Origin of the sequence: Hyphomicrobium sp. DMF-1, assembly GCF_027886585.1 — a bacterium.
Lineage (GTDB): Bacteria > Pseudomonadota > Alphaproteobacteria > Rhizobiales > Hyphomicrobiaceae > Hyphomicrobium_C > Hyphomicrobium_C zavarzinii.
This window is the reverse complement of sequence record NZ_CP115706.1, coordinates 452,638-478,326: the sequence shown is the minus strand read 5'-3', so window position 1 is coordinate 478,326 and position 25,689 is coordinate 452,638. Positions and strand designations below refer to the sequence as shown.

The following is a 25,689-nucleotide window of genomic DNA, read 5'->3' as shown; positions in this document are numbered from 1 at the left end:
GGCCGCCGGCCAAGTGCGTCTGACGCGCTCCTGCGCTGTTCCCTGGAGAACAGCGACCAGCCTCCCGATCCCCGATAGGGAGCGCGGCAGATAAGTGATCCAAGGGTGAAGGGCTATGCGCTTTCTTCAAAGCATTCTTGCGTGTGTTTTCATTCTGGCCGGCTTCGCGGCCGCCGGAGCCGAGGAGAGGCCTTTCGCGCACAAAGGCGTGGCCAAGGATGCGGACCGCTACGAGACCTACATCAAGGACACGTGGAAAGGAGACGGCCGCAAGCCCGGCGACCTGAGGCTCGCCGCCGAGCGCGTCCTCGCCCAGGACCCGCGCGCAGCCTCCCGCACCTACGCCATCGCGGTTGCTTCGGACGCCAAGAGCCCCGAGAACTGGATCGGCCTCGCCAAGGCGCTGCTCGCCATCAAGCCCGATCCCAACAAGGGCTCGGAAACCTACGATCTTCCCGTCAACGCATCGGGCGCCGCCTACCGCGCCTACAAGCTTGCCTCCGACCCGGCCATGAAAGCCCGCGCCCTCGCCGTGCTGGGCGAGGCCATGCAGCGCCGCTCCTACTGGCGCCCGGCCATCGAAGCCCTGAAGTCCAGCCTCTCCATCGCCGAAGTGGCCAACGTGCGCGAAGCCTATGAAAAGCTGCGCGCCGAGCACGGCTTCCGCATGACCGACTATTCGACCGACAGCGATGCCGCCACGCCCCGCGTCTGCATCCAGTTCTCCGAGAACCTGTCGCGCGGACAGGTGGACTTCGCGAAGTTCGTCTCCGTCAACGGCCGTGACCCCCAGTCGGTGACCGCCGAAGGCAGCCAGCTCTGCATCGACGGCGTCGAGCACGGCCAGCGATACGAGATCCAGATCCGCTCCGGCCTTCCCTCCGACGTGAACGAGCCGCTTCCGAAGCAGGTGACGCTCGCCGTCTACGTTCCCGACCGCAAGCCCACCGTTCACTTCACCGGCAAGAGCTACGTGCTGCCGAGCCGCGGCCAGCAGGGCATCCCGCTCGTCGCCATCAACACCGGCAAGGTCGAGGTCGAGGTCTATCGCATCGGTGACCGCAATCTCGCCAACGCCCTCGCGAACGGCAATCTCGATCGCCAGCTCCAGGGCTACGAGCTCGACGGCCTGAAGAACAACACCGGCAGCCTCGTCTACAAGGGCGAGCTGGAAGTGCCGACCAAGCTCAACTCCGAGGTGACCGCGGCCTTCCCCGTGAGCGAAGCCATCGGCGAGCTGAAGCCCGGCGCCTACGCCATGATCGCCCGCCCCGCCGACGTGACCCAGGACACCTGGCGCGAGCAGGCGACCCAGTGGTTCATCGTCTCGGATCTCGGCCTCACCGCGTTCTCCGGCGATGACGGCGTGCACGCGTTCGTCCGCTCGCTCGCGAGCGCCGACGCCATCGCGAACGCCAGCGTGCGCCTCGTCGCCCGCAACAACGAGGTGCTCGCCACCGCGACCACCGACAAGAACGGCTACGTGCGCTTCGAGCCCGGCCAGTCCAAGGGCGAAGGCGGCAATGCGCCCGCCATCCTGGTGGCCGAGAACGGCAACGGCGAGTACGCCTTCCTAGACTTGACGACTAACGCCTTCGATCTTTCGGACCGCGGCGTGAAGGGCCGCGACGCACCCGGCCCGCTCGACGGCTATCTCTACACCGAGCGCGGCGTCTATCGCCCCGGCGAGGAGGTGAACGTCACCGCCCTCGTCCGCGACTCGACCGGCGCGGCCGCATCCCTCCCCGTCACCCTCATCGTCGTCCGTCCGGATGGCGTCGAGTACGGCCGCTATCCGCTCTCTGAGCAGGAGCTTGGCGCACGCTCGCTTCGCCTCGCGCTCGGCGGCGGCGCAATGACCGGCACCTGGCGCGCACGTCTCCACGCCGACCCGAAAGCAGACGCCATCACGCAGGTCTCCTTCCTGGTGGAGGACTATGTCCCCGAACGTCTCGATCTCACGCTGAAGGAGGGTGAGGGCAAGCTCGCCCCCGACGAGACCAAGACCATCGACGTCTCCGGCCGCTATCTCTACGGCCCTCCGGCCGCGGGCCTCGACATTGAAGGCGATATCGTCGTCAAGGCTTCCAGCAAGGATCTCGACGGGTATGCCGGCTATCGCTTCGGCGAGGCGGACGAGACCGTGAGCCCCGTTCGTCAGCCACTCGAGGAAGTCGTCGAGACTGACGCCGACGGCAAAGCCGCTCTCTCCGTGAAGCTCCCGGCCGTCACCAAGACCGCCCGCCCGCTCGAAGCCAACGTCATCGTGCGCTTGCGCGAGAGCGGCGGCCGCTCCATCGAGCGCTCGATCACGCTGCCGGTAAGCCTCGGCGACCCGCGCATCGGCATCAAGCCGCTGTTCTCCACCTCCGCGCTCGGCGAAGGCGAGAAGGCGAACTTCGAGGTCGTGCTTCTCGACGGCGACGGCAAGCCCACGGCAGCCAGCCTCGACTGGCAGCTCGTCCGCCTCGACAGCTCCTGGCAGTGGTATCGCCGCGACGGCTACTGGGCCTACGAGAGCCAGACCATCACGCGCAAGATCGCGAGCGGCAAGGCCGACGCCACGGCAACGACGCCCGCGTCCATCTCCGCGGATGTCGACTACGGCCGCTACCGTCTCGAGGTCAGCTCGTCGGCGACCTCCGGCACGCTCTCGAGCGTCGTCTTCAACGCGGGCTGGTACAATGCCGGCGATACGGCCGACAGCCCCGAGATGCTCGACGTCGCCCTCGACAAGGAAACCTATCAGCCCGGCGAGACCGCGAAGCTTCGCATCGCCTCGAAGCAGGGCGGCAAAGCCCTCGTGACCGTGCTCGGCCGCGGCCTGCTCTCCACCAAGGAGGTCGAGATCGCCAAAGGCGGCAGCGACGTGGAAATTCCGGTCGGCGAGGACTGGGGTCCCGGCGCTTACGCAACGGCTCTGCTCTACCGGCCCATGGACGAGGCGGCCAAGCGCATGCCGAGCCGCGCCATCGGCGTCCGCTGGATCGGCGTCGATCAGTCGAAGCGCACACTCAAGGTTGCGATCCCCACGGAAGCCAAGGTGAAGGGTGCTTCCGAGCTCACCATTCCGGTCAAGGTGGAAGGCCTCGACGCCGGAGAGGAAGCGCGCATCACGGTCGCCGCCGTCGATGTCGGCATCCTCAACCTCACCCGCTACCAGGTTCCGGCACCGGAGCTGCACTTCTACGCCCAGCGCAAGCTCGCCCTCGAGCTGCGCGACTTCTACGGCCGCCTCATCGACGGCATGCGCGCCGAGCGCGGCAAGCTCCGCTCCGGTGGTGACGGCATGGAAGGCACGGGCCTGCAAGGCAGCCCGCCTGTCGAGGAAACCGTCTCCTACTACTCCGGCATCGTGACCGTCGGCGCCGACGGAACCGCGAACGTGAGCTTCCCGCTCCCGAGCTTCAACGGCACCGTGCGTGTCATGGCCGTGGCCTGGTCGAAGACCAAGCTCGGCCACGGCACCAGCGACGTGATCGTGCGTGACGAGGTGGCGCTCACGGCTTCGGCCCCACGCTTCCTCACCCTCGGCGACGAAGCCCGCGTCGATCTTTCGCTTCACAACGTCGACGGACCGGACGGCACCTACACCGCCAAGCTCGTCGACCAGACCGAGGGTGAAACCGCGCTGGCCGAACAGGCCGTCGCCCTCAAGAACGGCGAGCGCAAGTCGCAGCAGGTCACCTTCAAGCCCTCCGACGTGGGTCTGCGTACCTACGACGTCCGCGTCTCGGGTCCCGGCGGCATCGCTCTCTCGCGCCGCCTGACGCTCGACGTGAAGCCGCCCGCAGGCGACATCAAGCGCACCACGGTGAGCGCACTCGCACCCAACGGCGGCAAGCTCACACTCTCTAAGGACCTGCTCGCTGGCCTCATCAGAAATCGCACCAAGGTGAACCTCTCGGTCGGCCCCACCGCCAACATGGACGTCCCCGGCCTGCTGACCGCGCTCGACCGCTACCCCTATGGCTGCGCCGAGCAAACTGTCTCGCGTGCTCTTCCCTTGCTCTACGCCAACGCCGTCGCCGCCCGCGTCGGCATCGGCACCGACAAGGCCCTGAAGGAGCGCGTGCAGGGTGCGGTTGCCCGCGTGTTCGAGATGCAGGACAGCTCCGGCGCGTTCGGAAGCTGGGGTCCCGGCAGCGGTGACCTCTGGCTCACCAGTTACGTGACGGACTTCCTCACCCGTGCCCGCGAGTCCGGCTACGACGTGCGCCAGCTTCCCTTCAACCAGGCGCTCGACCGTCTCCAGAACTTCGCCTTGAACGGTGAGGATTTCTCGGAAGGCGGCGAGGAGCGTGCCTACGCCCTCTACGTGCTGGCCCGCAACGGCCGCGCACCGGTGGGTGAACTCCGCTACTACGTCGATACCAAGCTCGACAAGTTCACGACGCCGCTCGGCAAGGCGCAGCTCGGCGCTGCCCTCGCCATGGTGGGCGACAAGGAGCGCGCGGAAACGGCCTTCAAGGCGGCCCTCACCACGTTCTCCTCGGATGACAAGCAGAACGTCGCCCGCTCGGACTACGGTTCGGACATCCGCGACGGCGCCGCTCTCGTCACGCTCGCCTCCGAGACCGGCATTGTGAAATCGGAGACGCCGCGTCTCGTGAACGTCATCGCCAAGGCGTATGTCGCCCGCAACTACACTTCCACACAGGAACAGGCGTGGATGTTGCTGGCCGCCCATGCCCTCGGCGAGCAGACCAAGTCCGCCAAGCTCCTCGTGGACGGCGCGCCGGTGAACGGATCGATCATCCGCGCCGTCACGCCGGAAGAGCTGGAGAAGGGCATCACCGTCACCAACGACGGCGATGCGTCTACAGACGCGGTGGTCACCGTGATCGGCGCCAGCCTGACGACGGAGCCCGCCATCTCCAAGGGCTTCGAGATCGAGCGCGCCTACTACACGCTCGACGGCAAGAAGGTCGATCTAGAGAGCGCTACCGGCGGCAAGAGCGAGCTTGCGCAGAACGAGCGTCTCGTTGCGGTGCTCAAGATCACGAGCGACGAGGCCGCTGGCCGCGTGCTGCTCGTGGACCGGCTGCCAGCCGGCCTCGAGATCGAGAACCCGCGCCTCGTCGACAGCGGCGACATCAAGACGCTCGACTGGCTGAAAACGACGCTGCGGCCTGACCACACGGAGTTCCGTGACGACCGCTTCGTCGCGGCCTTCAACCTTTGGGGAACGTCCAGCTCCTCGTCGAGCAACGACAACGAGGAGGAGAGCAACAGCGACAGCAACGGCTCGGACGACACCGGCAACGGCACGGCGGAGGCTCCGGCGACCCCGAGCGCGGCCAAGGAGCCCGCGGCCTCGGCCACCGTCGCCTACATCGTTCGCGCCGTGACACCGGGCACGTTCGTCCACCCCGCTGCCACCATTGAGGACATGTATCGTCCGGAGCGCTACGCCCGCTCCGGTGCCGGCACCCTCATCGTGAAACCCAAGAGCTAGGGCCGGGAACATGAGCTTCCCGTTCCTCAAGAAACGGCGCGCCGCGGAAGCGGCCTTGTCCTCTCCCCCCGGTCGCACATCGCGATGGACAAGGCCTCTCCCCCGCTCTCTGCGGCTCGCCGTCCTTTCTGTCGCGGCGGTGGCCTTCGTGGCCGCCGCCGCGATGGCGACCTTGGAGATCGTCAAGCACCAGATCGGTCCGCTCCCGCTCGAAGCCGCCAACGAAATGTCGGTGACGGTGCTCGATCGTGACAACAAGCTGCTGCGCGCCTTCACCACCAAGGACGGGCGCTGGCGCCTGCCCGTCGACGTGAGCGAGGTCGATCCGCGCTATCTCGCGATCCTCATGGCTTTCGAGGACAAGCGCTATTACAGCCACGGCGGCGTGGACATGCTGGCCTTCCTGCGCGCGGGCTATCTGCTGCTGCGTCACGGCCAGATCGTCTCCGGCGGCTCCACGCTCACCATGCAGGTTGCGCGCCTGCTCGACGGCAAGCACGAGCGCACCGGCGCCGGCAAGCTGCGCCAGGTCGCCCGCGCGCTTCAGCTCGAGGAGCGCCTCTCGAAGGACGACATTCTGCGGCTTTACCTGCGTCTCGCACCCTTCGGCGGCAACATCGAAGGCGTGCGCGCAGCCTCTCTCGCTTACTTCGGCAAAGAGCCGCGCCACCTCTCCGCGGGTGAAGCCGCCCTTCTCGTCGCCCTTCCCCAATCGCCCGAGACCCGCCGCCCGGACCGCTACAGCGAGCGCGCCCGCCGTGCCCGTGACCGCGTGCTGGATCGCGCCGTCGAGGAAGGCGTGCTGCCGAAAGCCGAGGCCGAGCGTGCGAAAGATGAGCGCGTTCCGAAACAGCGCCTCGAGTTCCTGAAACTCGCCCCGCACCTCTCGGAAGCCGAGGTCGCGGCGAAACCGGCCAAGACCATCCATCGCCTGACGCTCGACCGCGAGCTGCAATCGGCCGTCGAGAAGCTCGCCGCCGAGGAAACGAAACTCCTCGGGCCCAAACTGTCGAGCGCCGTCATCGTCATCGATCACAACACGGGCGAGGTGCTGGCCCACGTAGGATCGGCCGGCTACCTCGACAACGATCGCCAGGGCGCCATCGACATGACGGCGGCCATCCGCTCGCCCGGCTCGACCCTCAAGCCCTTCATCTATGGTCTCGCCTTCGAGGCGGGCCTCGCACATCCCGAAACGCTGATCGAGGATCGCCGCACGCGCTTCGGCACCTACACGCCCGAGAACTTCGACGAGGATTTCCACGGCACCGTCACCGTCCGCGAGGCGCTCGGCAACTCGCTCAACGTGCCGGCCGTCAAGGTGCTCGCCGCCGTCGGCCCCGGCCGCCTCATCGGCCGCTTCCGCCGCGCAGGCATCGAGCCCGCGCTGCCGCGCGATACACAGCCTTCGCTCGCCATCGCCCTCGGCGGGCTCGGCATGACGCTGCGGGACCTCGTCGCGCTTTACGGCGGACTTGCGCACGGCGGAGAGCCGATCAGCCTGTCCTGGACCCGCGACGGAGAAGGCAAGGCAAAGCCGGCCGCGAACCCGCGCCGTCGCCTGCTGTCTCCCGTGTCCTCCTGGTACGTAACCGACATCCTGAAGGACGCCCCGCCCCCGCCGAACGTCAAAGGCGGCGCCATCGCCTACAAGACCGGCACGTCCTACGGCTATCGCGACGCCTGGGCCATCGGCTACGACGGCCGCCACGTCGTCGGCGTGTGGGTCGGCCGTCCGGATGGCGCCTCGACGCCGGGCCTGATGGGCCGCATGGCCGCCGCACCCATTCTCTTCGATACCTTCGCGCGTATCGCCGAACGGCCGGCGCCGTTCCGGTCTGCCCCCGCTGGCGTGATCAAAGCCACCGGCGCAAGCCTGCCGCCCCCGCTCAAGCGCTTCCGCGAGCCCGGCGACAGCCAGATTGCCACCGGCCCGTTCCTGGAGCCACCGGTGCTCATCTCCTTCCCGCCGGACCGGTCCGAGCTCGACGTCGAGGAACGCGAAGCCGAGCCGCTGATCCTCAAGGCCGAAGGCGGCGCCCTTCCCCTCACGTGGCTCGTCGACGGCACGCCCGTACAGTCGGACCCCTTCCGCCGCGAGGTCGAATGGCAGCCGGACGGGCGCGGCTTCGCCAAGCTGACCGTGATCGACGCCAAGGGCTACGTGGACCGCGTCACCGTGCGCCTCCGCTGAGGATCACGTGTAAGCTCTGCGGCTGGCGGGATTTTTGCCTAGCCCGGCGCATTGGCGGAACGGCGTTTCACGCGCTACTGTGGGGCCGAGCGCCGAGCGCGCGACACCGATCGCCTGACACGACAGGATGAGACCAGTGCAACGACGCTATGCCACGACACGCGCGCTTCTCGGCGTCCTCGCCCTGTTCCTCGCCTCGGCTTCCGGCCACGCCGAAGATGCGATCGTCGAGTTGCCAGCCCTCGCGGCCAACATCTCCGAGACGTCCGTGTCCGGCATTTCCTCCGGCGCCTACATGGCCGGCCAGTTTCAGATCGCTCATTCCAAGATCGTCTCGGGCGCGGCCATCATCGCGGGCGGCCCCTACGGCTGCGCCGAGAGCGCGTTCTCCGATCTCATGCCCGGCCCCGGCGCGGCCTTCCTCAATCTCTCCAAAGCCATCAACGGCTGCATGTTGAATGCGCTCGCCGTCTGGGGCATCCCGGATGTCGACCTCCTCGTGGAGAAAACCAAAAAGCTCGCAGACACCGGCCGTATCGATCCGCTGGCGAGCTTGATGGAGGACCGGGTCTACCTGTTCTCGGGCTCCAACGATCGCACCGTCGTCCCTGCCATCGTCGCCTCGGCCTACGAGTTCTACAAGCGCCTCGGCCTGAAAGAGGCCAACCTCGTCTATGTGTCGGACAAGCCGGCCGGGCACGCCTTCGTCACGTCGGACCAGGGGCTTGCGTGCGAGGACACCGCCAAGCCCTACGTCGTCGATTGCGACTACGACCAGGCCGGCGAGGTGCTGAAGCACATCTACGGCAATCTCGCGCCCCGCGTCGAAACGCCGGGCGGCACCTTCATCGAGTTCGACCAGCGCCCGTTCTTCGCCGATGAGCCTAACCACGGCATGGAGAAGCGCGGCGTCGCCTACATTCCCAAATCCTGCGCCGAGACCACCACCTGCCGCGTTCACATCGCCTTCCACGGCTGCGCTCAGAACCGAACCAACACCGGCGAGACCTTCATCCGCGAGTCGGGCTACGCCAACTGGGCCGACAACAACGCGTTCATCGTGCTGTTTCCCCAAGCCTCATCCTCGCCCATCAACCCGCAAGGCTGCTGGGATTGGTGGGGTTACACCGGACACGACTATCTGACGCGGGAAGCCCCCCAGATCGACATTGTGTTCAAGATGCTGGGCCGCCTCAGCCAGCCGCGATCTTGAAGCTGAAAAACCCTGAGGTATTGAGCGGACTGCCGCAATCCGCTACTTGGTCCGGCAGCCAGATTCCAAGCCGGCAGAGGGAACAGAATGCGGATCTTGACGGGCGCCACCTGGACGTTGGAGCAGCCGCGCCGCCCCGCCCCGCAAATGGGCACCCGACGCATCGAGGCCTTGTCGAGCCTGTTCGCCATCGCCGCGCTCGCCGTCGTTGCCGCTCCGATCGTGATGGAGCAGAGCACCGATGGCACCTCCTCGGATCGCGCCGCCGCCCCAGCCGGCGCGCCTTCAGCCTACGCGCCCGCGGGCGGCGAGTTCATGTTCGCCGGCTACTCGGGCGTCCCCTACACCTACCCGAGCGACGTCTCGATCAAGAAGACCGGCGTCCACGACTTCACGGCCAAAGAGGTCGAGTGGGAAGGCAAGCCGTTCGTCAATCCGATCTACTACGGCGCCCGCATCGTGCGCTGGCTCGGCACCGGCCGCATCGGAACGATGCTCGATTTCACCCACTCGAAGACCATCTCGCGCTTCGACCAGGAGGCAGCCTTCACCGGCACCATCGACGGCGCGCCCGCTCCCGAGAAGGCCGTCATCCGTAGCGTTTTCCGCAAACTTGAAGCGAGCCACGGGCACAACATGCTGACGCTGAACGGCCTCTTCCGGCTGCCGAGCTTCACGCCCCGCATTTATCCTTACGTCGGCCTCGGCGCGGGCGTCTCGCTGCCTCACTCGGAAGTGCAGATGGCGAACTCGGAGAAGCGCACTTACGAGTACCAGATGGCAGGCGCCGTCGGGCAGGCGCTCGTCGGCATTGAGCTGCGCACCGCACGTGTCTCGTACTTCTTCGAATACAAGTTCACCCTTGCGCCGTATCTGATGCCGCTGTCCGAGCGCGACGGCAGCCTGCTGTTCTACGATCTCTGGCGCCAGTTCAGCGATTGGCTCTCGGGCGAAGAGCCGCCGGGCGGCCGCCTCACCACCAATCTCGTGAGCCATCAGGTGGTCGGCGGCCTCGGCATCCGCTCCGCCCCCGCCGTTGCCGCACCTTAGAGCCTGATCTTATCCGCACGCGAGCGAGGCGGCGCGAAAGCATCCGCACCGCACGCCATCCGAAAATCATGAGACGAGCTTGAGAGGCGCACCGCGTCAGAAGCGGCGAAGCAGGCGCTCCAGGTAATCCAGCTCCACGGGCGCGCGCGTGGCATCGCCGAGACGGCGGCGCAGCTCCTCGAGAATCTCACGCGCCCGCTGGATGTCGATCTGATCCGGCACCTTCACCGAGGTGCCGAGATCCGGCCCCTGCGATCGTTGCGGACGGCCCAGCGGATCACGCGGCGTATCGCCGGACTGGCCATAGCGCTGAGGCATGTTGCGCATCATCTCCTGCGCCATCGACTGCGCACCCTGGCGCATCTGATCGAGCGCGCGTGACTGCTGCTCGGTCGCCTCGTCGAGATCGCCGCGCTGGAGAGCATCCTCCGCGCTTTCCATCGCACGCTCTGCGTCCTTGAGCTGCTGGCTCGACCCGGCGCCCTTCCCACGCATATCCCGCTGCAACTGACCGAGGCGATCCCTCAGCTCGCGCTGCCGCTGCGTCAGATCGGAGAGGCCGCCCTGGCGCGGATTGCCCTGCCCGAGCTGGTTGCCCTGACCCTGCTGCGCTTGTCCGCCCGGCTGCTCGCCACCGCGCTGACCGCGGCCGCGCTGCGGCTCACCCGCCATGCCCGGCGGCGCCCCGGCTCCGCCTTCGCGGCCCTCCTGGCCCATGCCCTTCATGCCGGGAGGCGGTTGCTGCTGGCCGTTGCGTCCGCCCTCCTGATTGCCGTCTTCCTCGCGGCGCTCGCCGAAGGTGTCATCCATCAGCTTCTGCTGGTCGCCGACCATGTCGCCCAGCTCTTCCATCATTTTCATCATCTCTTGGTTCTTCTGCGCCTGGGCCTGGTCCTGCCGGCCCGATTGCAGACGTTCCATGAGATCCTGCATCTCCGAGAGAAGCTGCTGCGCCTGCTCGCGCGAGCCGCTCTTTGCCATCTCCTCGAGATTGCGCATCATCCGCTCGAGATCCTGCTGGGCGAGCGTCTGCTGATCCTGGTTCTGCCCTTCCTGCTGCTGCCCGCCCTCGTTCTGCTGCGCAAGCTGGTTCATGAAATCGTTGAGCGCCTGCCGCAGCTCCTGCATGAGCTGCTTGATCTCTTCCTCCGATGCGCCGTTCTCCAGAGCCTTGGCCAGCTTGTCCTGCGCGTCCTTGAGCGCTCGCTCCGCATCCGACAGGTTGCCGTCCTCGATACGGAGCGCGATCTGCCAGAGCTGATCGATCACGCTCGAAAGGCCGGCGCGCGAGCGATCGTTCTTGAGGCGGTGGAATACCGTCCTGAGACCGAGATAGACCTTGGTGTCGTCGATGAAGCCATCGGGCTCGAGCGTCAGCGCATCGAGCGCGGTCAGCACCACCGGACGATAGCGGCTATCCTCCAGCAGCTTCTTGCGCTGCTCGACGATGGCGCGCGCGAGCGGCTTGGTGAAGTGGCGCTCCGGAAGGATCATCTCGAAGCCCGGGCTCTTGCCCACCTGCCCCGCCACGTCCTTGGCTTCGAGCGTCATGATCACCTTGCGTCCCGCCCAGGGGTGAGACGCCATCTCGAAATAGGTGTGCGCTTCCGCTGACGTCGCGTTCGCTTTCGGCAGACGCAGTTCGAGCTTCGGCGGACGCATGAGCGGTGGACGCGGCCCGCGCGGCGCTTCCGGCTGCGCCCAGGCCCGCTTCGGATCGCGCGGCGGATCGGCGAGCTTCTTGAGCTGCACGCCGGCCGACGCCACGCCGTAGTCGTCTTCCACCTTGTAGGTGAGCTTGAGCGAGCCGCGCGGCGTCAACTCCGGCGGACGCGACAGCGAGATCTTTGGCAAAGCATCGGGCGTGACCGAGATCTGCCACGATGCTAGCTCGCTGCGTCCGGCAAGCGCGCGAACGGTGGCGGAACGCTTCATCTCGAAGCGCACCTCCTTGAGATCGCCCGTATCCTGCTCCGACTTCGCTTCCACGCGCTCGACCAAGGGCTTCTCGCCCTCGGCCACCGTCGGCACGACTTCAATGGACAGCGGAGCATCACCCATGCCACCGGCACGAACGATCAGAAGGCTCTTTATGGGAACCTCGTGCACCGCAGGCCGCGCATCTCCCTCGGCAGCCGCCGGCTGCGCCTTCGCGCCCCCGGCTCCGTCCGCCAGCATGACGGGAGCACGGCCGGTGTATGACGGCGGCGTGAGCCATGCATCGAGGCGCGCTTCCGTATGCGCGGACGCGGCGCCGAACGTGAACGCCGCCCGCACCCGCTCGAACGCAGTCGGTCCCATGAGCCCGGTTAGCCCGGCGACGCCGAGCACCAAAGCGGCGCGGACGGCGAAGGGATCGAACCGGTCTGTTCTCGGATGGGGCTTGCCGGGCTTGAGCTTGGCAAGCATCGCCGCCATGCGCGCGCGATGCGCCTGCCAGATGGCAAGCGTCGCCGGGTCGGACGACGGCGCGCTGAGTGTATCTTCATAGGAGGTCGCCGGCCTGTGCGGCACGCCGGACGCGCGCTCGATCCGCCTTATCGCGTCGTCGCGCGTCGGCCACGTCACCCGCGCGAGCGATGCCAGCGCCACGAGCAGTGCCACGCCGAACGCGCCGAGCAGGCCCGCGTGAACGACAGGCGGCAGATAGGCCCAGAGGCCCGCGTAGGACACCAGCAGAAAGACCGCGACGACGGCGAGCACGAGCCAAAGCTTGAGCCAGAGCTGCTCGAACGCGCCCACGACGCGGGCACGCCAGATCTTACGCTCGAACACGCGATCGGATGTTGGGGAACTCTGGTCCATCTCCATGGCCCGAAACCTAGCACGGCCCCCAGGGCGCCTTCATTAAAAAGCGCTAACGTTCGAGGCCCCGTCCTTGGATTGCAGGGGGCCAATGAACGCCGTGAGCACCGAGCCGCGACAACGGACAAGCTGCCCCGCGTGCCATACCCGCAGCCAAGATCCGGCCTTATGCCAGCCAGGGCGGCAGCCGGTCGAGGCCGATCAGCTCATCGTAGGACGGACGGGGCCGCACCACGGCATAGGTCTCGCCGTTAACGAGCACCTCCGGCACGAGGAGGCGCGTATTGTAGGTCGACGACATCACCGCCCCGTAGGCGCCCGCGGTCATCACCGCCAGGAGATCGTTGGGCTCGAACGGCGGCAGAGTGCGGTCGATCGCCAGATAGTCGCCCGTCTCGCACACCGGCCCCACGATGTCCTGCAGCACGGACGGCTCGGACGCACGCGCCTCCGCAACCGGCCACACCTCGTGAAAGGCCTCGTACAGAGTGGGGCGGATCAGGTCGTTCATCGCGCCGTCCACGATGGTGAAGCGCTTGTTCGCTCCCTCTTTCACGTAGGTCACGCGCGCAACGAGAACCCCTGCATTGCCGACGATCATGCGGCCGGGCTCGAGGTAGATCTTCGCACCGAGATCGCCGAGCGAAGCCTTGACCAGCGCCGCATACTCGTCCGGATGCGGCGGCACCTCGTTCGAGCCGCGGTAGGGAACGCCCAGGCCGCCGCCGATATCGAGATGATGAATGTCGTGCCCCTCGCGCCTGAGCTCCAGCGTGAGGTCGCGCATCAGCCTGAAGGCATCGCGGAACGGCGCGAGATCGGTGATCTGGCTGCCGATGTGCATATGAATTCCCTGCACGGCGAGCGCAGGCAGCCGCCGCGCTTCGGCATAGAGCGCCACAGCCTTGAGATAGGGGATGCCGAACTTGTTCTCGGACTTGCCGGTCGAGATCTTGGCATGGGTTTTCGCGTCCACGTCCGGATTGACCCGGACCGCCACCCGCGCCTTGACACCGAGGCCCGCCGCCACCTCCGACAGCGCCTCGAGTTCGGGCTCGCTCTCCACGTTGAAGCTGAAAATGCCCTCGCGAAGCGCGTAGGCCATTTCATCCCGGGTCTTGCCGACGCCCGCGAAGATGATCTTGTCGGCCGGAACGCCCGCAGCCCGCGCGCGCCTCAGCTCGCCCTCCGAGACGACATCCATCCCCGCGCCCAGACGCGCCATCGTAGCGAGCACCGCCTGGTTGGAGTTCGCCTTCACGGCGAAGCAGATCACCGCGTCCTGGCCTGCAAAGGCTTGATCCAGAACGCGATAGTGCCGTTCCAGTGTCGCGGTCGAATAGCAGTAGAACGGCGTCCCGACCTCCGATGCGAGCCGGGCGAGGCTGACGTCCTCGGCGTGAAGCACGCCGCCTTTGTAGCTGAAATGATGCATGGGAGTGGAAGCGGTCCGATCGATTTGCGACCGCACCTATAGCGGGAGCCGGGGCTCCCGGAAAAGCGGAAACGGAAAGACCGGGAAGCGGCTTAGCGCAGGAGGCCGTCGAGGATGAAGCCCTTGTGGGGCTTGGGAGCCGCGCCTTCGGGCTTGCCCTGGCCCGATTGGGCCTCGGCGGTAGCGTCGGCTTTGGCTTCCGCCGGCGTTTCCAGGGATCCGCGCACACCGCACCCACCGAGCGCGAGCGCCAGTGCGGACACGGTCAGAAGTGCGCGAAACCAACTCGTCATCTCGATCAAGCCCTCGAAGCCCGCCGGAATTCTGGAAACCCTAAAACGGAACTGGGGCGGAGTTTAGCGCCCCCCGCCGTCCTTTTCCAAGCGCCGCGCCCAGGCTCGCGCCATTTTCGCGACGTTCTGTGGCGAAGTTCCCCCATAGCTCTTGCGGGACTTTACGGAATTCTCCACGGAAAGAACAGAGTAAACGCCGTTCGATATCCGCGGCTCGATGGCCTGCATCACGGCCAGCGGCACGTTTTCGAGCTCGAGCCCCTTGTCCTCGGCAGCCTTCACGATGGCCCCCGTGACGTGATGGGCATCGCGGAACGGCATCTTGAGCTCCCGCACCAGCCAGTCGGCGAGATCGGTGGCCGTGGAGTAGCCGCGCCCGGCCGCCGCGCGCATGGTCTCCTCGACAGGCTCCAGGTCTCCCACCATGCCGGTCATGGCCAGAAGGGCGAGACGCAGCGAGGCGATGGCGTCGAACGTCGCCTCCTTGTCCTCCTGCATGTCCTTGGAATACGCCAGCGGAAGTCCCTTCATCACCGTCAGTAGGCTGTAGAACGCCCCCGAGATGCGTCCCACCTTGGCGCGTACCAGCTCCGCCGCGTCCGGATTGCGCTTCTGCGGCATGATGGAGGACCCGGTCGTGAAGCGGTCCGACAGCTTGATGAACCCGAACTGCGGGGTCATCCAGATCACGATCTCCTCGGCGAGCCGCGAGAGATGAACCGCCGCGATCGAGGACGCCGCGAGAACTTCGAGCGCGAAATCCCGGTCCGACACGCCATCGAGCGAGTTCGCCATCGGCCGGTCGAAGCCCAGCTCCTCGGCTGTCTTGGCCCGATCGATCGGGAACGACGTGCCGGCGAGCGCCGCCGACCCGAGCGGGCACTCGTTGAGCCGCCGCCGCGCATCCACGAACCGGCTGCGGTCGCGCCCGAGCATTTCGACATAGGCGAGCAGATGATGGCCGAACGTCACCGGCTGCGCGGGCTGGAGATGCGTGAACCCCGGCATCACGGTTGCCGCGTGCGCTTCCGCCTTCTTCACCAGCACGATCTGGAGATCGGCGATGGCCCGTATGATTGCGTCGGCAGAATCCCGGACGAACAGACGGAAGTCGGTCGCCACCTGGTCGTTGCGCGAGCGCGCCGTGTGCAACCGCCCGGCGGGCGCACCAATCAGTTCCTTCAGCCGGCTCTCCACGTTCATATGAACGTCCTCGAGCGAGCGCGAGAACTTGAACGTGCCACCTTCGATCTCAGCCGCCACCTGATCGAGCCCGCGCAGGATCTCGCGCGCATCGCTCTTGGTGATGATGCCGGTTTCGCCTAGCATCGCCGCGTGCGCCTTCGAGCCGCGGATATCCTGCGGCGCCAAAACCTTGTCGAAGGAGATGGAGGCATTTATCTCCTCCATGATCTCGGCAGGCGAGGCAGCGAAGCGGCCGCCCCACATCTTGTTGGCGTTTTTATCTGTCACGGAACGGGCCCTCCGTGAGACCCACTTCGATGGAAGCAATCATGAACAACGGCACCACCTCCCGCGCACCTCAAAAAAGCTACGCAGCAGTGGTGGCCATGGCCGCAGTTGCGGCTCTTGTCGGCTTTGCGGCGGTATACGGCACGCTTGGCCGGCCTGACAACATCGGCTTGGGCGATTACGAGGAGCAATCGGGAGAAAAGGCCGCGACCGATGTGCAGAAGCGCGCTGCCGGGATGCCCGCCTTCGTCTTCAAGAAGACACTCGAGCCGCTGGCGGACGTGAGCTTCACGGACGGCGACGGCAACCCCAAGACCCTCAAGGACTTCCGTGGAAAGACGGTTCTCCTGAACCTCTGGGCGACGTGGTGTGCGCCGTGCCGCGAGGAAATGCCCTCCCTCGACCGCCTTCAGACCGCCTTGGGCTCCGGCACCTTCGAGGTGGTTGCCCTCGCCGTGGACCGCACCGGCGTGCAGTCCGTCAAGAAATTTCTCGACGAGACAGGGGTTAAGTCTCTGAAACTCTATATAGATACGACGACGCGTAGCGGATCGGCACTAAAAGCGATCGGCATGCCGACGACCATCCTGATCGATCCGGAAGGGCGCGAGATCGGCCGCCTCCCGGGCCCGGCCGAATGGGATTCGGCCGACGCCAAACGACTGGTCGAATCCGCCTTGCGCTAGGCCTTAGACGAGACGCAGCGTCATCGATGCCAGAGCCCCGATGACGCAAACAGTCGCCATCACCCCGGTGAAGCGAGGCCACCCAGCGAAGGAAATCTTGCGGGACTTCGGAGCCGACAACTCGGAGAGCTTGCGGTCGATGGCCGCCAGCGTCTTGTAGGTGAGACCGTGGTAGTCGGCGCGCGGACCTTCGATGGCCTCGATCCTCCCGCGCAGCTCCTTGGCCAGCCGGATCGTCTCATCCAGCTTATAATCTCTTGAATTCCTGAGGCTTTCTGCGAGCGCCTGGAACCGGCCAGCCTGCTGGGTATGCTCCACCAGCTCCGCCACCTTGGCGTTCAGCGCTTCTTCGCGCCGCTCGAGCCGCTCGATCTTCGCCGTCAGTCTGTCGATGATGACCGCCGTCTCGGCAATGTAGCTGTCCCGTGCGATCCACGGACCTGCCGTCACAACGCCGCCCGGGCCTCTCGCACCGAGCTCTTGGGTTCCAAGCACGCGAACCTCCCGCCTACGCATTACAAAATCCGACACAGGTGCCCGGCGCGCCGCGTGTCCTGAGCCTGCGAGCACAGCCGTTCCCTAAAAATAGAGCAATGGCGTTAACGCCGAGTTTGCCGAGACACTGTCCGCTCGGGAAAAACCCGAAATTCCTCCAGCATTGACAGACCCCGGCAGAGCCCGCATGAACGCCCCCAAGACGATTAAGAATGGGGCAGAGACGAGCATGAGCGACCTTCAGAAGACGATCGAGACGGCCTGGGAGACGCGCGATAGCGTGAACTCCGCAACCAAGGGCGCTGTGCGCGATGCCGTCGAATCCGCGCTCGCGCTGCTCGACAAGGGCGAGGCCCGCGTCGCCGAGAAGAAGGGCGGCGAATGGGTCGTCAACCAGTGGCTCAAGAAGGCGGTTCTCCTGTCCTTCCGCCTGAACGACATGGGCCTCATCGCCGGCGGCCCCGCAGGCTCCTCCTACTGGGACAAGGTGGCCCCGAAGTTCCAGGGCTGGACCGAAGAGGACTTCAAGAAGGGCGGCTTCCGCGTCCTGCCCGGCGCCTTCGTGCGCCGCTCGGCCTACATCGCTCCCGGCGTCGTGCTGCTCCCCTCCTTCGTCAACCTCGGTGCCTACGTCGACAGCGGCACCATGGTGGACACCTGGGCGACCGTGGGCTCGTGTGCCCAGATCGGCAAGAACTGCCACATCTCGGGCGGCGCCGGCATCGGCGGCGTGCTGGAGCCGCTCCAGGCCGGCCCCGTGATCATCGAGGACAACTGCTTCATCGGCGCGCGTGCCGAGGTTGCTGAAGGCGTCATCGTGGGCGAGGGCTCGGTGCTCTCCATGGGCGTCTACCTCGGCGCCTCCACCACCATCATCGACCGCGCGACGGGCGAGAAGTTCTTCGGCCGCGTCCCGCCTTACTCTGTGGTCGTGTCCGGCGCGATGCCCGGCAAGCCGCTCCCCTCCGGCGAGCCCGGCCCGAACCTCTACTGCGCCGTCATCGTCAAGCGCGTGGATGAGAAAACCCGCTCGAAGACCTCCATCAACGAGCTGCTGCGCGACTGAGCCGGTCACGGCTCGGGATACACGGCCGGCGGCCTGTGCTAGGTAGGAAACACCTTTCGAAACGCCGTCCGGCCGATGTACCGCTCTCTCGATTCCACCAAGATCATCGATACGCTCCTCACGCTCCAGAAGCGTATCGAGCAGCGCTTCCCGGGCTCGGGCCTCAGCCGCGTCTGTAGCGAGGTCGTGGGCCTGGCCCAGCAGACCTCGGAACGGATCGTCGCCGTCTCGCAGCCGATCTGGGGGCTCCGCCTTTCGCTGCTCGCGCTGCTCGCAATTGTGCTCGCCCTCGCCGCACTCTTCGCCATCGAGGCTTCTGCGCTCAAGACCTCCGATGACCTCTCGGAAATGATGCAGGGCGTCGATGCGGGCGTGAACCTCGTCATCGTGCTCGGCGGCGCGGCCTATTTTCTCGCTTCCCTCGAAACGCGGTGGAAACGCGACCGCGCGCTTAAGGCGCTGCACGAGCTGCGGTCGATCATCCACGTCATCGACATGCACCAGTTGACGAAGGACCCGAGCATGCTCGGCCACCTCCGCACGGCGAGCTCGCCGGACCGGCCCATGACGCCGTTTGAGCTGATCCGCTACCTCGACTACTGCTCCGAAATGCTGTCGCTCACCGCGAAATGCGCCGCCCTCTACGCGGAGAAGCTCAGCGACCCGGTCGTGGTCGAGACCGTGGGCGACATCGAGCTTCTGACCTCGGACCTGTCGAACAAGATCTGGCAGAAGATCACGATCATAGAAACGCTGCCCGGCGACCACGCTCCTCATCCGCCCGCGCGCACACAGAAGCCGAGCCCGACATGAGCCTCGATCCCAGAGATCCGATCGCGCTGACGCAGGCGCTCGTCCGCTGCGAGAGCGTCACGCCCGCCGAAGGCGGCGCCCTCACCCTGCTCGAAAGCGTGCTGCGCCCTGCGGGCTTCACTTGCCACCGCATGACCTTCAGCGAGCCCGGCACGCCGGACGTCGAAAACCTCTACGCGCGTTTCGGAGCCGCCGAGCCTCACATCTGCTTCGCGGGACACACCGACGTCGTCCCGCCGGGCAATCTCGAAGCCTGGAGCGTTCCGCCGTTCGCGGGCGAGATAAAGGACGGGATCCTCTACGGGCGCGGCACGGTGGACATGAAGGGCGGTGTCGCCTGCTTCGCCGCCGCCGCGTTGCGGCACCTCGCGGCCAGCGGCGGAAAGATCGGCGGCTCGATCTCCTTCCTCATCACCGGCGACGAGGAAGGCCCTTCCATCAACGGCACCATGAAGGTGCTGGAGTGGCTGCGCGAGCGCGGCGAAGTGGTGAGCGACTGCATCGTCGGAGAGCCCTCGAACCCCGAAGCGCTCGGCGACGAGATCAAGGTCGGACGTCGCGGATCGCTTACCGTCGAGATCGTCGTGCACGGCAAGCAAGGTCATGCCGCCTATCCGCAGAAAGCCGAGAACCCGCTGCCCAAGCTCGTTCGCATTCTCGACCGGCTCTCGTCCGCCGAGATCGACGGCGGCACGCGCCACTTCGAGCCCTCGAACCTTCAGGCAACCGTCATCTCGGTGCCGAACCGCGCCGCCAATGTCATCCCGGCCGAGGCCCGCGCCACCTTCAACATTCGCTACAACGACACTTGGCGCCGGCCCACCATCGAAGCGTGGGTGCGCGATCAGTGCGCGGCAGCGGCGGCGACAGTCGACGCCCGCTACGACCTCGCGTTCGCCGGAACGGGAGACGTGTTCCTGACAAGCCCCGGCGTGCTCGTCGACACGCTCTCAGCGGCGGTCAAGGCGGAGACCGGACGCACGCCCGCGCTCACCACCGGCGGCGGCACGTCTGACGCCCGCTTCATCAAGGACCTCTGCCCCGTGGTGGAGTTCGGCCTCGTCAATAAGACGATCCACGCCGTCGACGAGCACGTGCCCGTCTCCGACCTCGTGACGCTCACCGCCATCTACGAGCGCTTCCTCGCGCGCTATTTCGCGGGCTCATGAAAGAAAAATGCCCCGGCTCAGGTGAGGGAGTGCAGGGGTTTGCGCGTGCCTCTGGGGGAGGCCAGGGATAGCCCGCACGCGCGTTCACTCCATCACCCGGTCGTTGCGGAGGAAGGATCCGCCGACTGCCGGGGCAAGCTCGATGTCCGTCTACGTCAGATGGTCAGCGCCGCGCCGCCGGAGACATAGACGGTCTGTCCCGTGACCCAGCGCGCATCGAGGCTCGCGAGGAAGCCGACGGCATCCGCGATATCCTCCGGCTGGCCGATCCGCTTCAGCGCCTGCTGGCTCTTGAGATGCTCCGCGATGGCCGGGTCCTTGACGAGTGCGGCCGCCATATCCGTGTCGATCGCACCGGGCGCCACCGCGTTGACCGTGATCGACCGCGCGCCGAGCACCACGGCCAGCGACTGCGTGAGGTTGTTGATCACCGCCTTGAGCGCCGAATAGGCGATAAGGTCCGGAGAGGGCGTGCGCGCAACGACGCTCGACACGTTGACGACACGCCCGCCGTCCCGCAGCCGCTTCGACGCCTCCTGCGCCACGAAGAACACAGACTTGACGTTCACCGCGTAGATCTCGTCGAGGATCGCCTCGGTGGTGTCCGCGAAGTTTGCGAACGGCGCGATGCCCGCATTGTTGACCAGGATGTCGAACTGGCTCGCCCCGGTCCGCGCCTTGAGTTCGTCGTCGAGCGCCGCGAACAGGGTCTTCACGCCATCCTTGGCGGCCAGGTCCGCCCCGACTGCGAACGCCGTGCCGCCCTGAGCCGTGATGGACGAGACCGTTTCGACAGCGGCCTGCCGGTTCTTGCCGTAGTGGACCGCGACCAGCGCGCCATCAGCGGCCAAACGCTCCGCGACGGCCCTGCCAATGCCGCGGCTGCCGCCCGTAACCAGAGCGATTTTGCCTTCAAGGGGACGTGCCATGGAAATTTCTCCATAAATTTCATATGCATAGTCAGAAACCTTGGTAGCGCCGACCACCACCTTGGCCCCGGCTGCACCCAGACATATGAACGGCAATCCCGTAGTTCAAGATTATCGAACTATTGAATTTTAAGAATCTTGGGCCATATCTGAAGGCGTGCAGAGACCGTTCCTACATCCCCCGGCTGAAGCCATCCGCTTGGAAAGCGTGCTCTACGCGCTCGCCGATCCGGTCCGGCTCGAGATCGTGCGCCGCCTGGTGACGGGCGATTGCCCACTCAACTGCTCGACGGCCGCACCTGCGCACCTGCCGAAGTCGACGCAGTCGCATCACTTTCAGATTTTGCGGGAAGCGGGCCTGATCCAGTCCGAGCGCCGCGGCACCGAGGTCGTGAACAGCCTGCGTCTCGACGAGATCGAGGCGAAGTTTCCGGGCGTAGTCGCCGCTATCCTCAAGGCTGCGAAACCCCTCAAATGCCCGGACGCCGAAAAGAGCGGCAGCTAGAGCCAAGCCCGGCCACGGAGGTAATGGGTGGGCACCGGACACACGGCCGGAAAACGTCCCCCTGTGTGAAACGTTCCTGGCCCCCGATCTTCATCGGGGTGACGGTGAGTCTGGGCTGCCGGGTCCCACAAAACAAACGTCATCCCGGCGAAGGCCGGGATCCAGACACGCCGCCGATTGCATGAAGGCCGCCCCACGCCACAGCGGCGGCGTTCACGATGCACACTATGACTTCCCTCATCGCGGAGCGATGCTTCGCATCGACAGGCGGTCATCCAGGGCCGCTTGTCCGAACGGAAGAATGCCTCGCCCCTGGATGGCCGGGTCAAGCCCGGCCATGGAGGTGATGGAGGGCACCGGACACCGGCCCGAGCGTCCCCTGTGTGAAACGCGTCTGGACCCCGATCTCCATCGGGGTGACGGTGAGTTTGGGCTGCCGGGTCCCACAAAACAAACGTCATCCCGGCGGAGGCCGGGATCCAGACACACCGCCGATTGACCGCCGATTGCATGAAGGCCGCCCAACGGCACGGAGGCGGCGTTCACGATGCACACTATGACTTCCCTCATCGCGGAGCGATGCTTCGCATCGACAAGCGATCATCCAGGGCCACTTGTCCAAACGGAAGAATGCCTGACCCCTGAATGGCCGAGCCAAGCCCGGCCACGGAGGTAATGGGTGGGCACCGGACACCGGCCCGAAGCGTCACCTATGCGAAACGCGCCTGGACCCCGATCTTCATCGGGGCGACGGTGAGTCTGGGCTGTCGGATTTCACAAAACAAACGTCATCCCGGCGCAGGCCGGGATCCAGCCGCATCTCCGCATCGCCTCCGAACCGGAGACGCGGGTGCGGCCGCAATGCACTCTACTTGAAATGCTTGGAGAGCTTCAGCCCCTGCGCCTGGTAGTGGCTCCCCAGATCGCGGCCGTAGAGCGTTTCCGGAAGCGCCATCATCCGCTCGTAGACGAGCCGCCCGATGATCTGCCCGTCCTCCAGAATGAACGGCACCGTATGCGAGCGCACTTCCAGCACCACGCGCGAGCCGCTGCCGCCCGCCGCCGAATGGCCGAAGCCCGGGTCCATGAAGCCCGCATAGTGCACGCGGAACTCGCCGACCAGCGGATTGAACGGCATCATCTCGGCCGCGTGTGTGGGAGGAATGTGCACGGCCTCCTTCGAAGCCAGAATGTAGAACTGGTCCGGATCGAGGATCAGGCGGCGCTGGCTGTCGGCGCGCACCGGCTCCCAATAATCCGCGATCGCGCAGGCCCCAGGCGCGTCCACATCCACCACGCCCGTATGCCGCTTGGCCCGGTAGCCGACGAGCCCGTCGCGGTCGCCCGCAAGATCCACCGAGAGCGCGATGCCGTCGTGAATGTCGGCGCGCGCGCCTGAGACCAGCGTCTCCGCCGCGTGCAGCCGCTGAAGCCCTTCGTCCGTCTCGCGCGGATCGCCATGACGGAAGCGAAGCTGCGTGAGCTTCGAGCCCTTGCGCACCACAATAGGAAACGTCTGCGGACAGATCTCGGCGTAGAGCGGCCCCTTGTATCCCGCCGGAATGAGGTCGAACGCGGAGACCCCATCCGCGATCACGCGCGTGAACACGTCGAGGCGGCCCGTCGAGCTTTTCGGATTGGCAGAAGCGGCAATGCTCTCCGGCAACGCGAGACTTTCGAGCAGCGGCACCACATAGACGCACCCCGTCTCGAGCACCGCGCCATTCTCGATGTCGAACTCGTGCAGCTTGAGATCGGAAAGCTTGTCCGCGACCACCCCGCCCGGCCCCGGCAGGAAGCTCGCCCGCACGCGATAGGCGCGCGGCCCGAGCCGCAGGTCTACACTGGCGGGCTGAATCTGGCCGGTCTCGAACGGCTGCGCCGCCGTGAGACCGCCCGCCGAGATCAGCGCCCGGATGGTCTGCACCGGAAAGATGCCGTCGGACACGGCCGCCCCAAGCGGAAAATCCGGCTCCGGCTCGGCGATTTTCGGATCTTGCGGCATCGGGTTAACTCCTGTCCCTGCACGCTCTAGACGAAGCGCCCCTTGACGCCAAGAGCCCGGAGGGTCTAATCCCGCTCAAATCCGCCCGCCAAGCCTGTGCTTACGGGCGGATCGTGGTGATTTGGCCGGCCGGCTTGCAGCCACGTTAAACAACTCGCTAAAGAGGGCCCATGCGCGAGACCCGGCTTGAGGTCCGCCCTGGCTCATGGCAGCGGGGAGGATAGCCGGGTTTTTTCATGGCCGTGATCGTGCCGGGCCAATCGGATCGGCGCGCCGTCATCGGCCTCCAATCGAGCGGGTGCAACGCCCGCCGCGCGCGAAGGACACTCCCATGGCAAACAAGAAGACGCCGATCACCGCCGATCCCGAGAGCTGGAGCCCCGAAACGCAACTCGTTCACGGCGGCGTGCTCCGCTCGCAGTTCGGTGAAACGTCCGAAGCCCTCTTCCTCACGCAGGGCTTCGTCTATGCCTCTGCCGAGCAGGCCGAGGCCCGCTTCAAGAACGAAGACCCCGGCTTCCAGTATTCGCGCTTCGGCAACCCCACGGTCGCCATGTTCGAGGAGCGCATCCGCCTGCTCGAAGGCGCCGAGGTCGCCCGCGCCACCGCCACCGGCATGGCCGCCGTCACCGCAGGCCTGCTCTCGTTCCTCAAAGCCGGCGACCACGTGGTTGCCGCCCGCGCCATGTTCGGCTCCTGCCGCTACATCGTCGAGACCCTGTGCCCGCGCTTCGGCATCGCCGCGACCCTGATCGACGGACGCGACATCGAAGCCTGGAAGGCGGCGCTGCGCCCCAACACCAAGGCCTTCTTCTTCGAGACGCCCGCCAACCCCACGCTCGACCTCGTGGACATCGAGGCGGTCTCCACCATCGCCCGCAAGGCCGGCGTCACGACCGTGGTCGACAATGTCTTCGCCACCCCGATGCTGCAGCGCCCCCTCGCCCACGGTGCCGATGTCGTCGTCTACTCGGCGACCAAGCACATCGACGGGCAGGGCCGCTGCCTCGGCGGCGCGGTGCTCTGCTCGAACAAGTTCCTGACCGACCACCTGCAGGACTTCATCCGCCAGACCGGCCCGTCTTTGAGCCCCTTCAACGCCTGGGTGATGCTCAAGGGCCTGGAAACGCTCCCGTTGCGCGTCAAGGCGCAGAGCAGCTCGGCTGCCGTGATCGCCGATCAACTCGCCGGAACGAAAGGCGTGAGCCGCGTGATCTACTGCGGCCGCGACGACCATCCCCAGGCCGCCCTCGCCAAGAAACAGATGACGGGCGGCGGACAGATGATCGCGTTCGAGGTGGAAGGCGGCAAGGAAGCCGCGTTCCGCCTTCAGAACGCACTGAAAATCATCAAAATTTCGAACAACCTGGGCGACGCCAAGAGCATCATCACCCACCCGCCGACCACCACCCACTACCGCATCGGCCCCGAGGCGCGTGCCGAGCTCGGCATCACCGACGGCATGCTGCGTCTCTCGGTCGGCCTCGAGAACGAGCAGGATCTGCTGGCAGACCTCGATCAGGCCGTGAAAGCTGCACGCGGAGGCTGAGGGGGGCGTCAGACAAACGGGAACGCGGCACCGGCTCGATGACGCCGGCCGCGCTCCGGCGCGCGCGCCTAAACTCGTTGACGCAAACGCCGCCTGCCATGGTAAAGCTCAGCCAAACAAAAGGCGGACCCGTCTTGTGACCGATGAGACCCCATACGAGCAGGTGACGCACGGCATCCGCGTCCGCGTCACGCCCGAATATTCGGACGATCAGTCGACACCCGACGAGAGCTACTTCTTCTGGGTCTACACGATCGAGATCGCCAACGAGAGCGCACACACGGTGCAGCTCAAGAGCCGCATCTGGCGCATCACCGATGCGCGCGGCAAGACGGACGAGGTGCGCGGCCCCGGCGTCGTCGGGCAGACGCCCGTCATTCCGCCGGGCCAGTCCTTCACGTATTCCTCCGGCTGCCCGCTTTCGACGCCGTCCGGCATCATGGTCGGCAGCTACCAGATGACCGACGAAAGCGGACGCCTGTTCGACGTGGCCATTCCCGCCTTTTCGCTCGACAGCCCCTACGCGACGCGCAGCGTCAACTGACCCTGCC

General features: G+C 66.3%; 18 protein-coding genes and 1 riboswitch. Of the genes, 11 read left to right on the top strand and 7 right to left on the bottom strand.

The features are described 5' to 3' along the window. Positions 1–115 precede the first annotated feature (115 nt). From PE058_RS02095 to PE058_RS02080, 4 genes are all read left to right on the top strand, one after another. Positions 116–5,458 carry an alpha-2-macroglobulin family protein gene (locus tag PE058_RS02095; protein ID WP_271029717.1) on the top strand — a complete coding sequence of 1,781 codons (5,343 nt, stop codon included), beginning with the start codon at positions 116–118 and terminating at the stop codon, positions 5,456–5,458. A 10-nt stretch (positions 5,459–5,468) separates the two neighbouring features. Continuing rightward, positions 5,469–7,652, top strand: coding sequence for a penicillin-binding protein 1C (pbpC, locus tag PE058_RS02090; RefSeq protein WP_020085898.1), 2,184 nt, complete (start codon positions 5,469–5,471; stop codon positions 7,650–7,652). A 136-nt stretch (positions 7,653–7,788) separates the two neighbouring features. After that, positions 7,789–8,865, top strand: a complete 1,077-nt coding sequence (locus tag PE058_RS02085; protein ID WP_271029716.1) for an extracellular catalytic domain type 2 short-chain-length polyhydroxyalkanoate depolymerase — start codon at positions 7,789–7,791, stop codon at positions 8,863–8,865. An 87-nt stretch (positions 8,866–8,952) separates the two neighbouring features. Then, on the top strand, positions 8,953–9,915 hold the full coding sequence (locus PE058_RS02080) for a hypothetical protein (RefSeq protein WP_271029715.1): 963 nt from the start codon (positions 8,953–8,955) through the stop codon (positions 9,913–9,915). Between the two features lie 96 nt (positions 9,916–10,011). Here the strand turns inward: PE058_RS02080 and PE058_RS02075 are convergent, their stop codons facing one another. The 4 genes from PE058_RS02075 to argH all read right to left on the bottom strand — a co-directional run bounded on the left by PE058_RS02075 (position 10,012) and on the right by argH (position 15,921). After that, the gene (locus PE058_RS02075; protein WP_271029714.1) at positions 10,012–12,720 is read right to left on the bottom strand and encodes a TIGR02302 family protein; all 2,709 of its coding nucleotides are present in this window, start codon (positions 12,718–12,720) and stop codon (positions 10,012–10,014) included. Positions 12,721–12,886: 166 nt separating this feature from the next. Next, positions 12,887–14,155, bottom strand: coding sequence for a diaminopimelate decarboxylase (gene lysA / locus PE058_RS02070; RefSeq protein WP_271029713.1), 1,269 nt, complete (start codon positions 14,153–14,155; stop codon positions 12,887–12,889). A gap of 92 nt (positions 14,156–14,247) precedes the next feature. After that, positions 14,248–14,448 carry an LPS translocon maturation chaperone LptM gene (lptM, locus tag PE058_RS02065; RefSeq protein WP_040498192.1) on the bottom strand — a complete coding sequence of 67 codons (201 nt, stop codon included), beginning with the start codon at positions 14,446–14,448 and terminating at the stop codon, positions 14,248–14,250. A gap of 63 nt (positions 14,449–14,511) precedes the next feature. After that, positions 14,512–15,921, bottom strand: a complete 1,410-nt coding sequence (gene argH, locus PE058_RS02060) for an argininosuccinate lyase (protein WP_271029712.1) — start codon at positions 15,919–15,921, stop codon at positions 14,512–14,514. Positions 15,922–15,962: 41 nt separating this feature from the next. Here argH and PE058_RS02055 point away from each other — a divergent pair, with 41 nt between their 5' ends. Then, the gene (locus tag PE058_RS02055) at positions 15,963–16,607 is read left to right on the top strand and encodes a TlpA family protein disulfide reductase (protein WP_040498190.1); all 645 of its coding nucleotides are present in this window, start codon (positions 15,963–15,965) and stop codon (positions 16,605–16,607) included. Between the two features lie 3 nt (positions 16,608–16,610). Here PE058_RS02055 and PE058_RS02050 read toward each other — a convergent pair whose 3' ends face one another. Next, on the bottom strand, positions 16,611–17,102 hold the full coding sequence (locus PE058_RS02050; RefSeq protein WP_156827356.1) for a hypothetical protein: 492 nt from the start codon (positions 17,100–17,102) through the stop codon (positions 16,611–16,613). A gap of 187 nt (positions 17,103–17,289) precedes the next feature. Between PE058_RS02050 and dapD the strand changes: the two genes are divergently transcribed. From dapD to dapE, 3 genes are all read left to right on the top strand, one after another. Beyond that, positions 17,290–18,168 carry a 2,3,4,5-tetrahydropyridine-2,6-dicarboxylate N-succinyltransferase gene (gene dapD, locus PE058_RS02045; protein WP_020085889.1) on the top strand — a complete coding sequence of 293 codons (879 nt, stop codon included), beginning with the start codon at positions 17,290–17,292 and terminating at the stop codon, positions 18,166–18,168. Between the two features lie 75 nt (positions 18,169–18,243). Continuing rightward, positions 18,244–18,981, top strand: a complete 738-nt coding sequence (locus tag PE058_RS02040) for a hypothetical protein (RefSeq protein ID WP_020085888.1) — start codon at positions 18,244–18,246, stop codon at positions 18,979–18,981. Beyond that, entirely contained in the window at positions 18,978–20,150 is a 1,173-nt protein-coding gene (dapE, locus tag PE058_RS02035) for a succinyl-diaminopimelate desuccinylase (RefSeq protein ID WP_271029711.1), read from the top strand. The genes PE058_RS02040 and dapE overlap by 4 nt, the downstream gene beginning before the upstream one ends. 155 nt (positions 20,151–20,305) lie before the next feature. Here dapE and PE058_RS02030 read toward each other — a convergent pair whose 3' ends face one another. Continuing rightward, positions 20,306–21,079 carry an SDR family oxidoreductase gene (locus tag PE058_RS02030; protein ID WP_271029710.1) on the bottom strand — a complete coding sequence of 258 codons (774 nt, stop codon included), beginning with the start codon at positions 21,077–21,079 and terminating at the stop codon, positions 20,306–20,308. Between the two features lie 208 nt (positions 21,080–21,287). On the opposite strand from PE058_RS02030, the gene PE058_RS02025 reads away from it, so the two are divergent. After that, complete coding sequence (locus tag PE058_RS02025; RefSeq protein ID WP_271030589.1) at positions 21,288–21,584, top strand: ArsR/SmtB family transcription factor; 297 nt, start codon at positions 21,288–21,290, stop codon at positions 21,582–21,584. Between the two features lie 868 nt (positions 21,585–22,452). Here the strand turns inward: PE058_RS02025 and PE058_RS02020 are convergent. Further along, a complete protein-coding gene (locus PE058_RS02020) occupies positions 22,453–23,589 on the bottom strand; it encodes a 2'-deoxycytidine 5'-triphosphate deaminase (RefSeq protein WP_020085884.1) in 1,137 nt (378 codons plus the stop codon). Positions 23,590–23,692: 103 nt separating this feature from the next. Then, positions 23,693–23,771, top strand: a riboswitch (SAM riboswitch). 149 nt (positions 23,772–23,920) lie between these two features. Here PE058_RS02020 and PE058_RS02015 point away from each other — a divergent pair. Further along, on the top strand, positions 23,921–25,138 hold the full coding sequence (locus PE058_RS02015) for an O-succinylhomoserine sulfhydrylase (RefSeq protein ID WP_020085883.1): 1,218 nt from the start codon (positions 23,921–23,923) through the stop codon (positions 25,136–25,138). A gap of 136 nt (positions 25,139–25,274) precedes the next feature. Then, on the top strand, positions 25,275–25,682 hold the full coding sequence (gene apaG / locus PE058_RS02010) for a Co2+/Mg2+ efflux protein ApaG (RefSeq protein WP_271029709.1): 408 nt from the start codon (positions 25,275–25,277) through the stop codon (positions 25,680–25,682). Positions 25,683–25,689 lie beyond the last annotated feature (7 nt).

What these genes read in the sequence shown, in the direction of transcription:
- PE058_RS02095 (WP_271029717.1), top strand. Translation starts at nt 116, where the DNA reads ATGCGCTTTCTTCAAAGCATTCTTGCGTGTGTTTTCATTCTGGCCGGC.
- pbpC (WP_020085898.1), top strand. Translation starts at nt 5,469, where the DNA reads ATGAGCTTCCCGTTCCTCAAGAAACGGCGCGCCGCGGAAGCGGCCTTG.
- PE058_RS02080 (WP_271029715.1), top strand. Translation starts at nt 8,953, where the DNA reads ATGCGGATCTTGACGGGCGCCACCTGGACGTTGGAGCAGCCGCGCCGC.
- PE058_RS02075 (WP_271029714.1), bottom strand. Translation starts at nt 12,720, where the DNA reads ATGGACCAGAGTTCCCCAACATCCGATCGCGTGTTCGAGCGTAAGATC.
- lysA (WP_271029713.1), bottom strand. Translation starts at nt 14,155, where the DNA reads ATGCATCATTTCAGCTACAAAGGCGGCGTGCTTCACGCCGAGGACGTC.
- lptM (WP_040498192.1), bottom strand. Translation starts at nt 14,448, where the DNA reads ATGACGAGTTGGTTTCGCGCACTTCTGACCGTGTCCGCACTGGCGCTC.
- PE058_RS02055 (WP_040498190.1), top strand. Translation starts at nt 15,963, where the DNA reads ATGAACAACGGCACCACCTCCCGCGCACCTCAAAAAAGCTACGCAGCA.
- dapD (WP_020085889.1), top strand. Translation starts at nt 17,290, where the DNA reads ATGAACGCCCCCAAGACGATTAAGAATGGGGCAGAGACGAGCATGAGC.
- PE058_RS02040 (WP_020085888.1), top strand. Translation starts at nt 18,244, where the DNA reads ATGTACCGCTCTCTCGATTCCACCAAGATCATCGATACGCTCCTCACG.
- dapE (WP_271029711.1), top strand. Translation starts at nt 18,978, where the DNA reads ATGAGCCTCGATCCCAGAGATCCGATCGCGCTGACGCAGGCGCTCGTC.
- PE058_RS02030 (WP_271029710.1), bottom strand. Translation starts at nt 21,079, where the DNA reads ATGGCACGTCCCCTTGAAGGCAAAATCGCTCTGGTTACGGGCGGCAGC.
- PE058_RS02020 (WP_020085884.1), bottom strand. Translation starts at nt 23,589, where the DNA reads ATGCCGCAAGATCCGAAAATCGCCGAGCCGGAGCCGGATTTTCCGCTT.
- PE058_RS02015 (WP_020085883.1), top strand. Translation starts at nt 23,921, where the DNA reads ATGGCAAACAAGAAGACGCCGATCACCGCCGATCCCGAGAGCTGGAGC.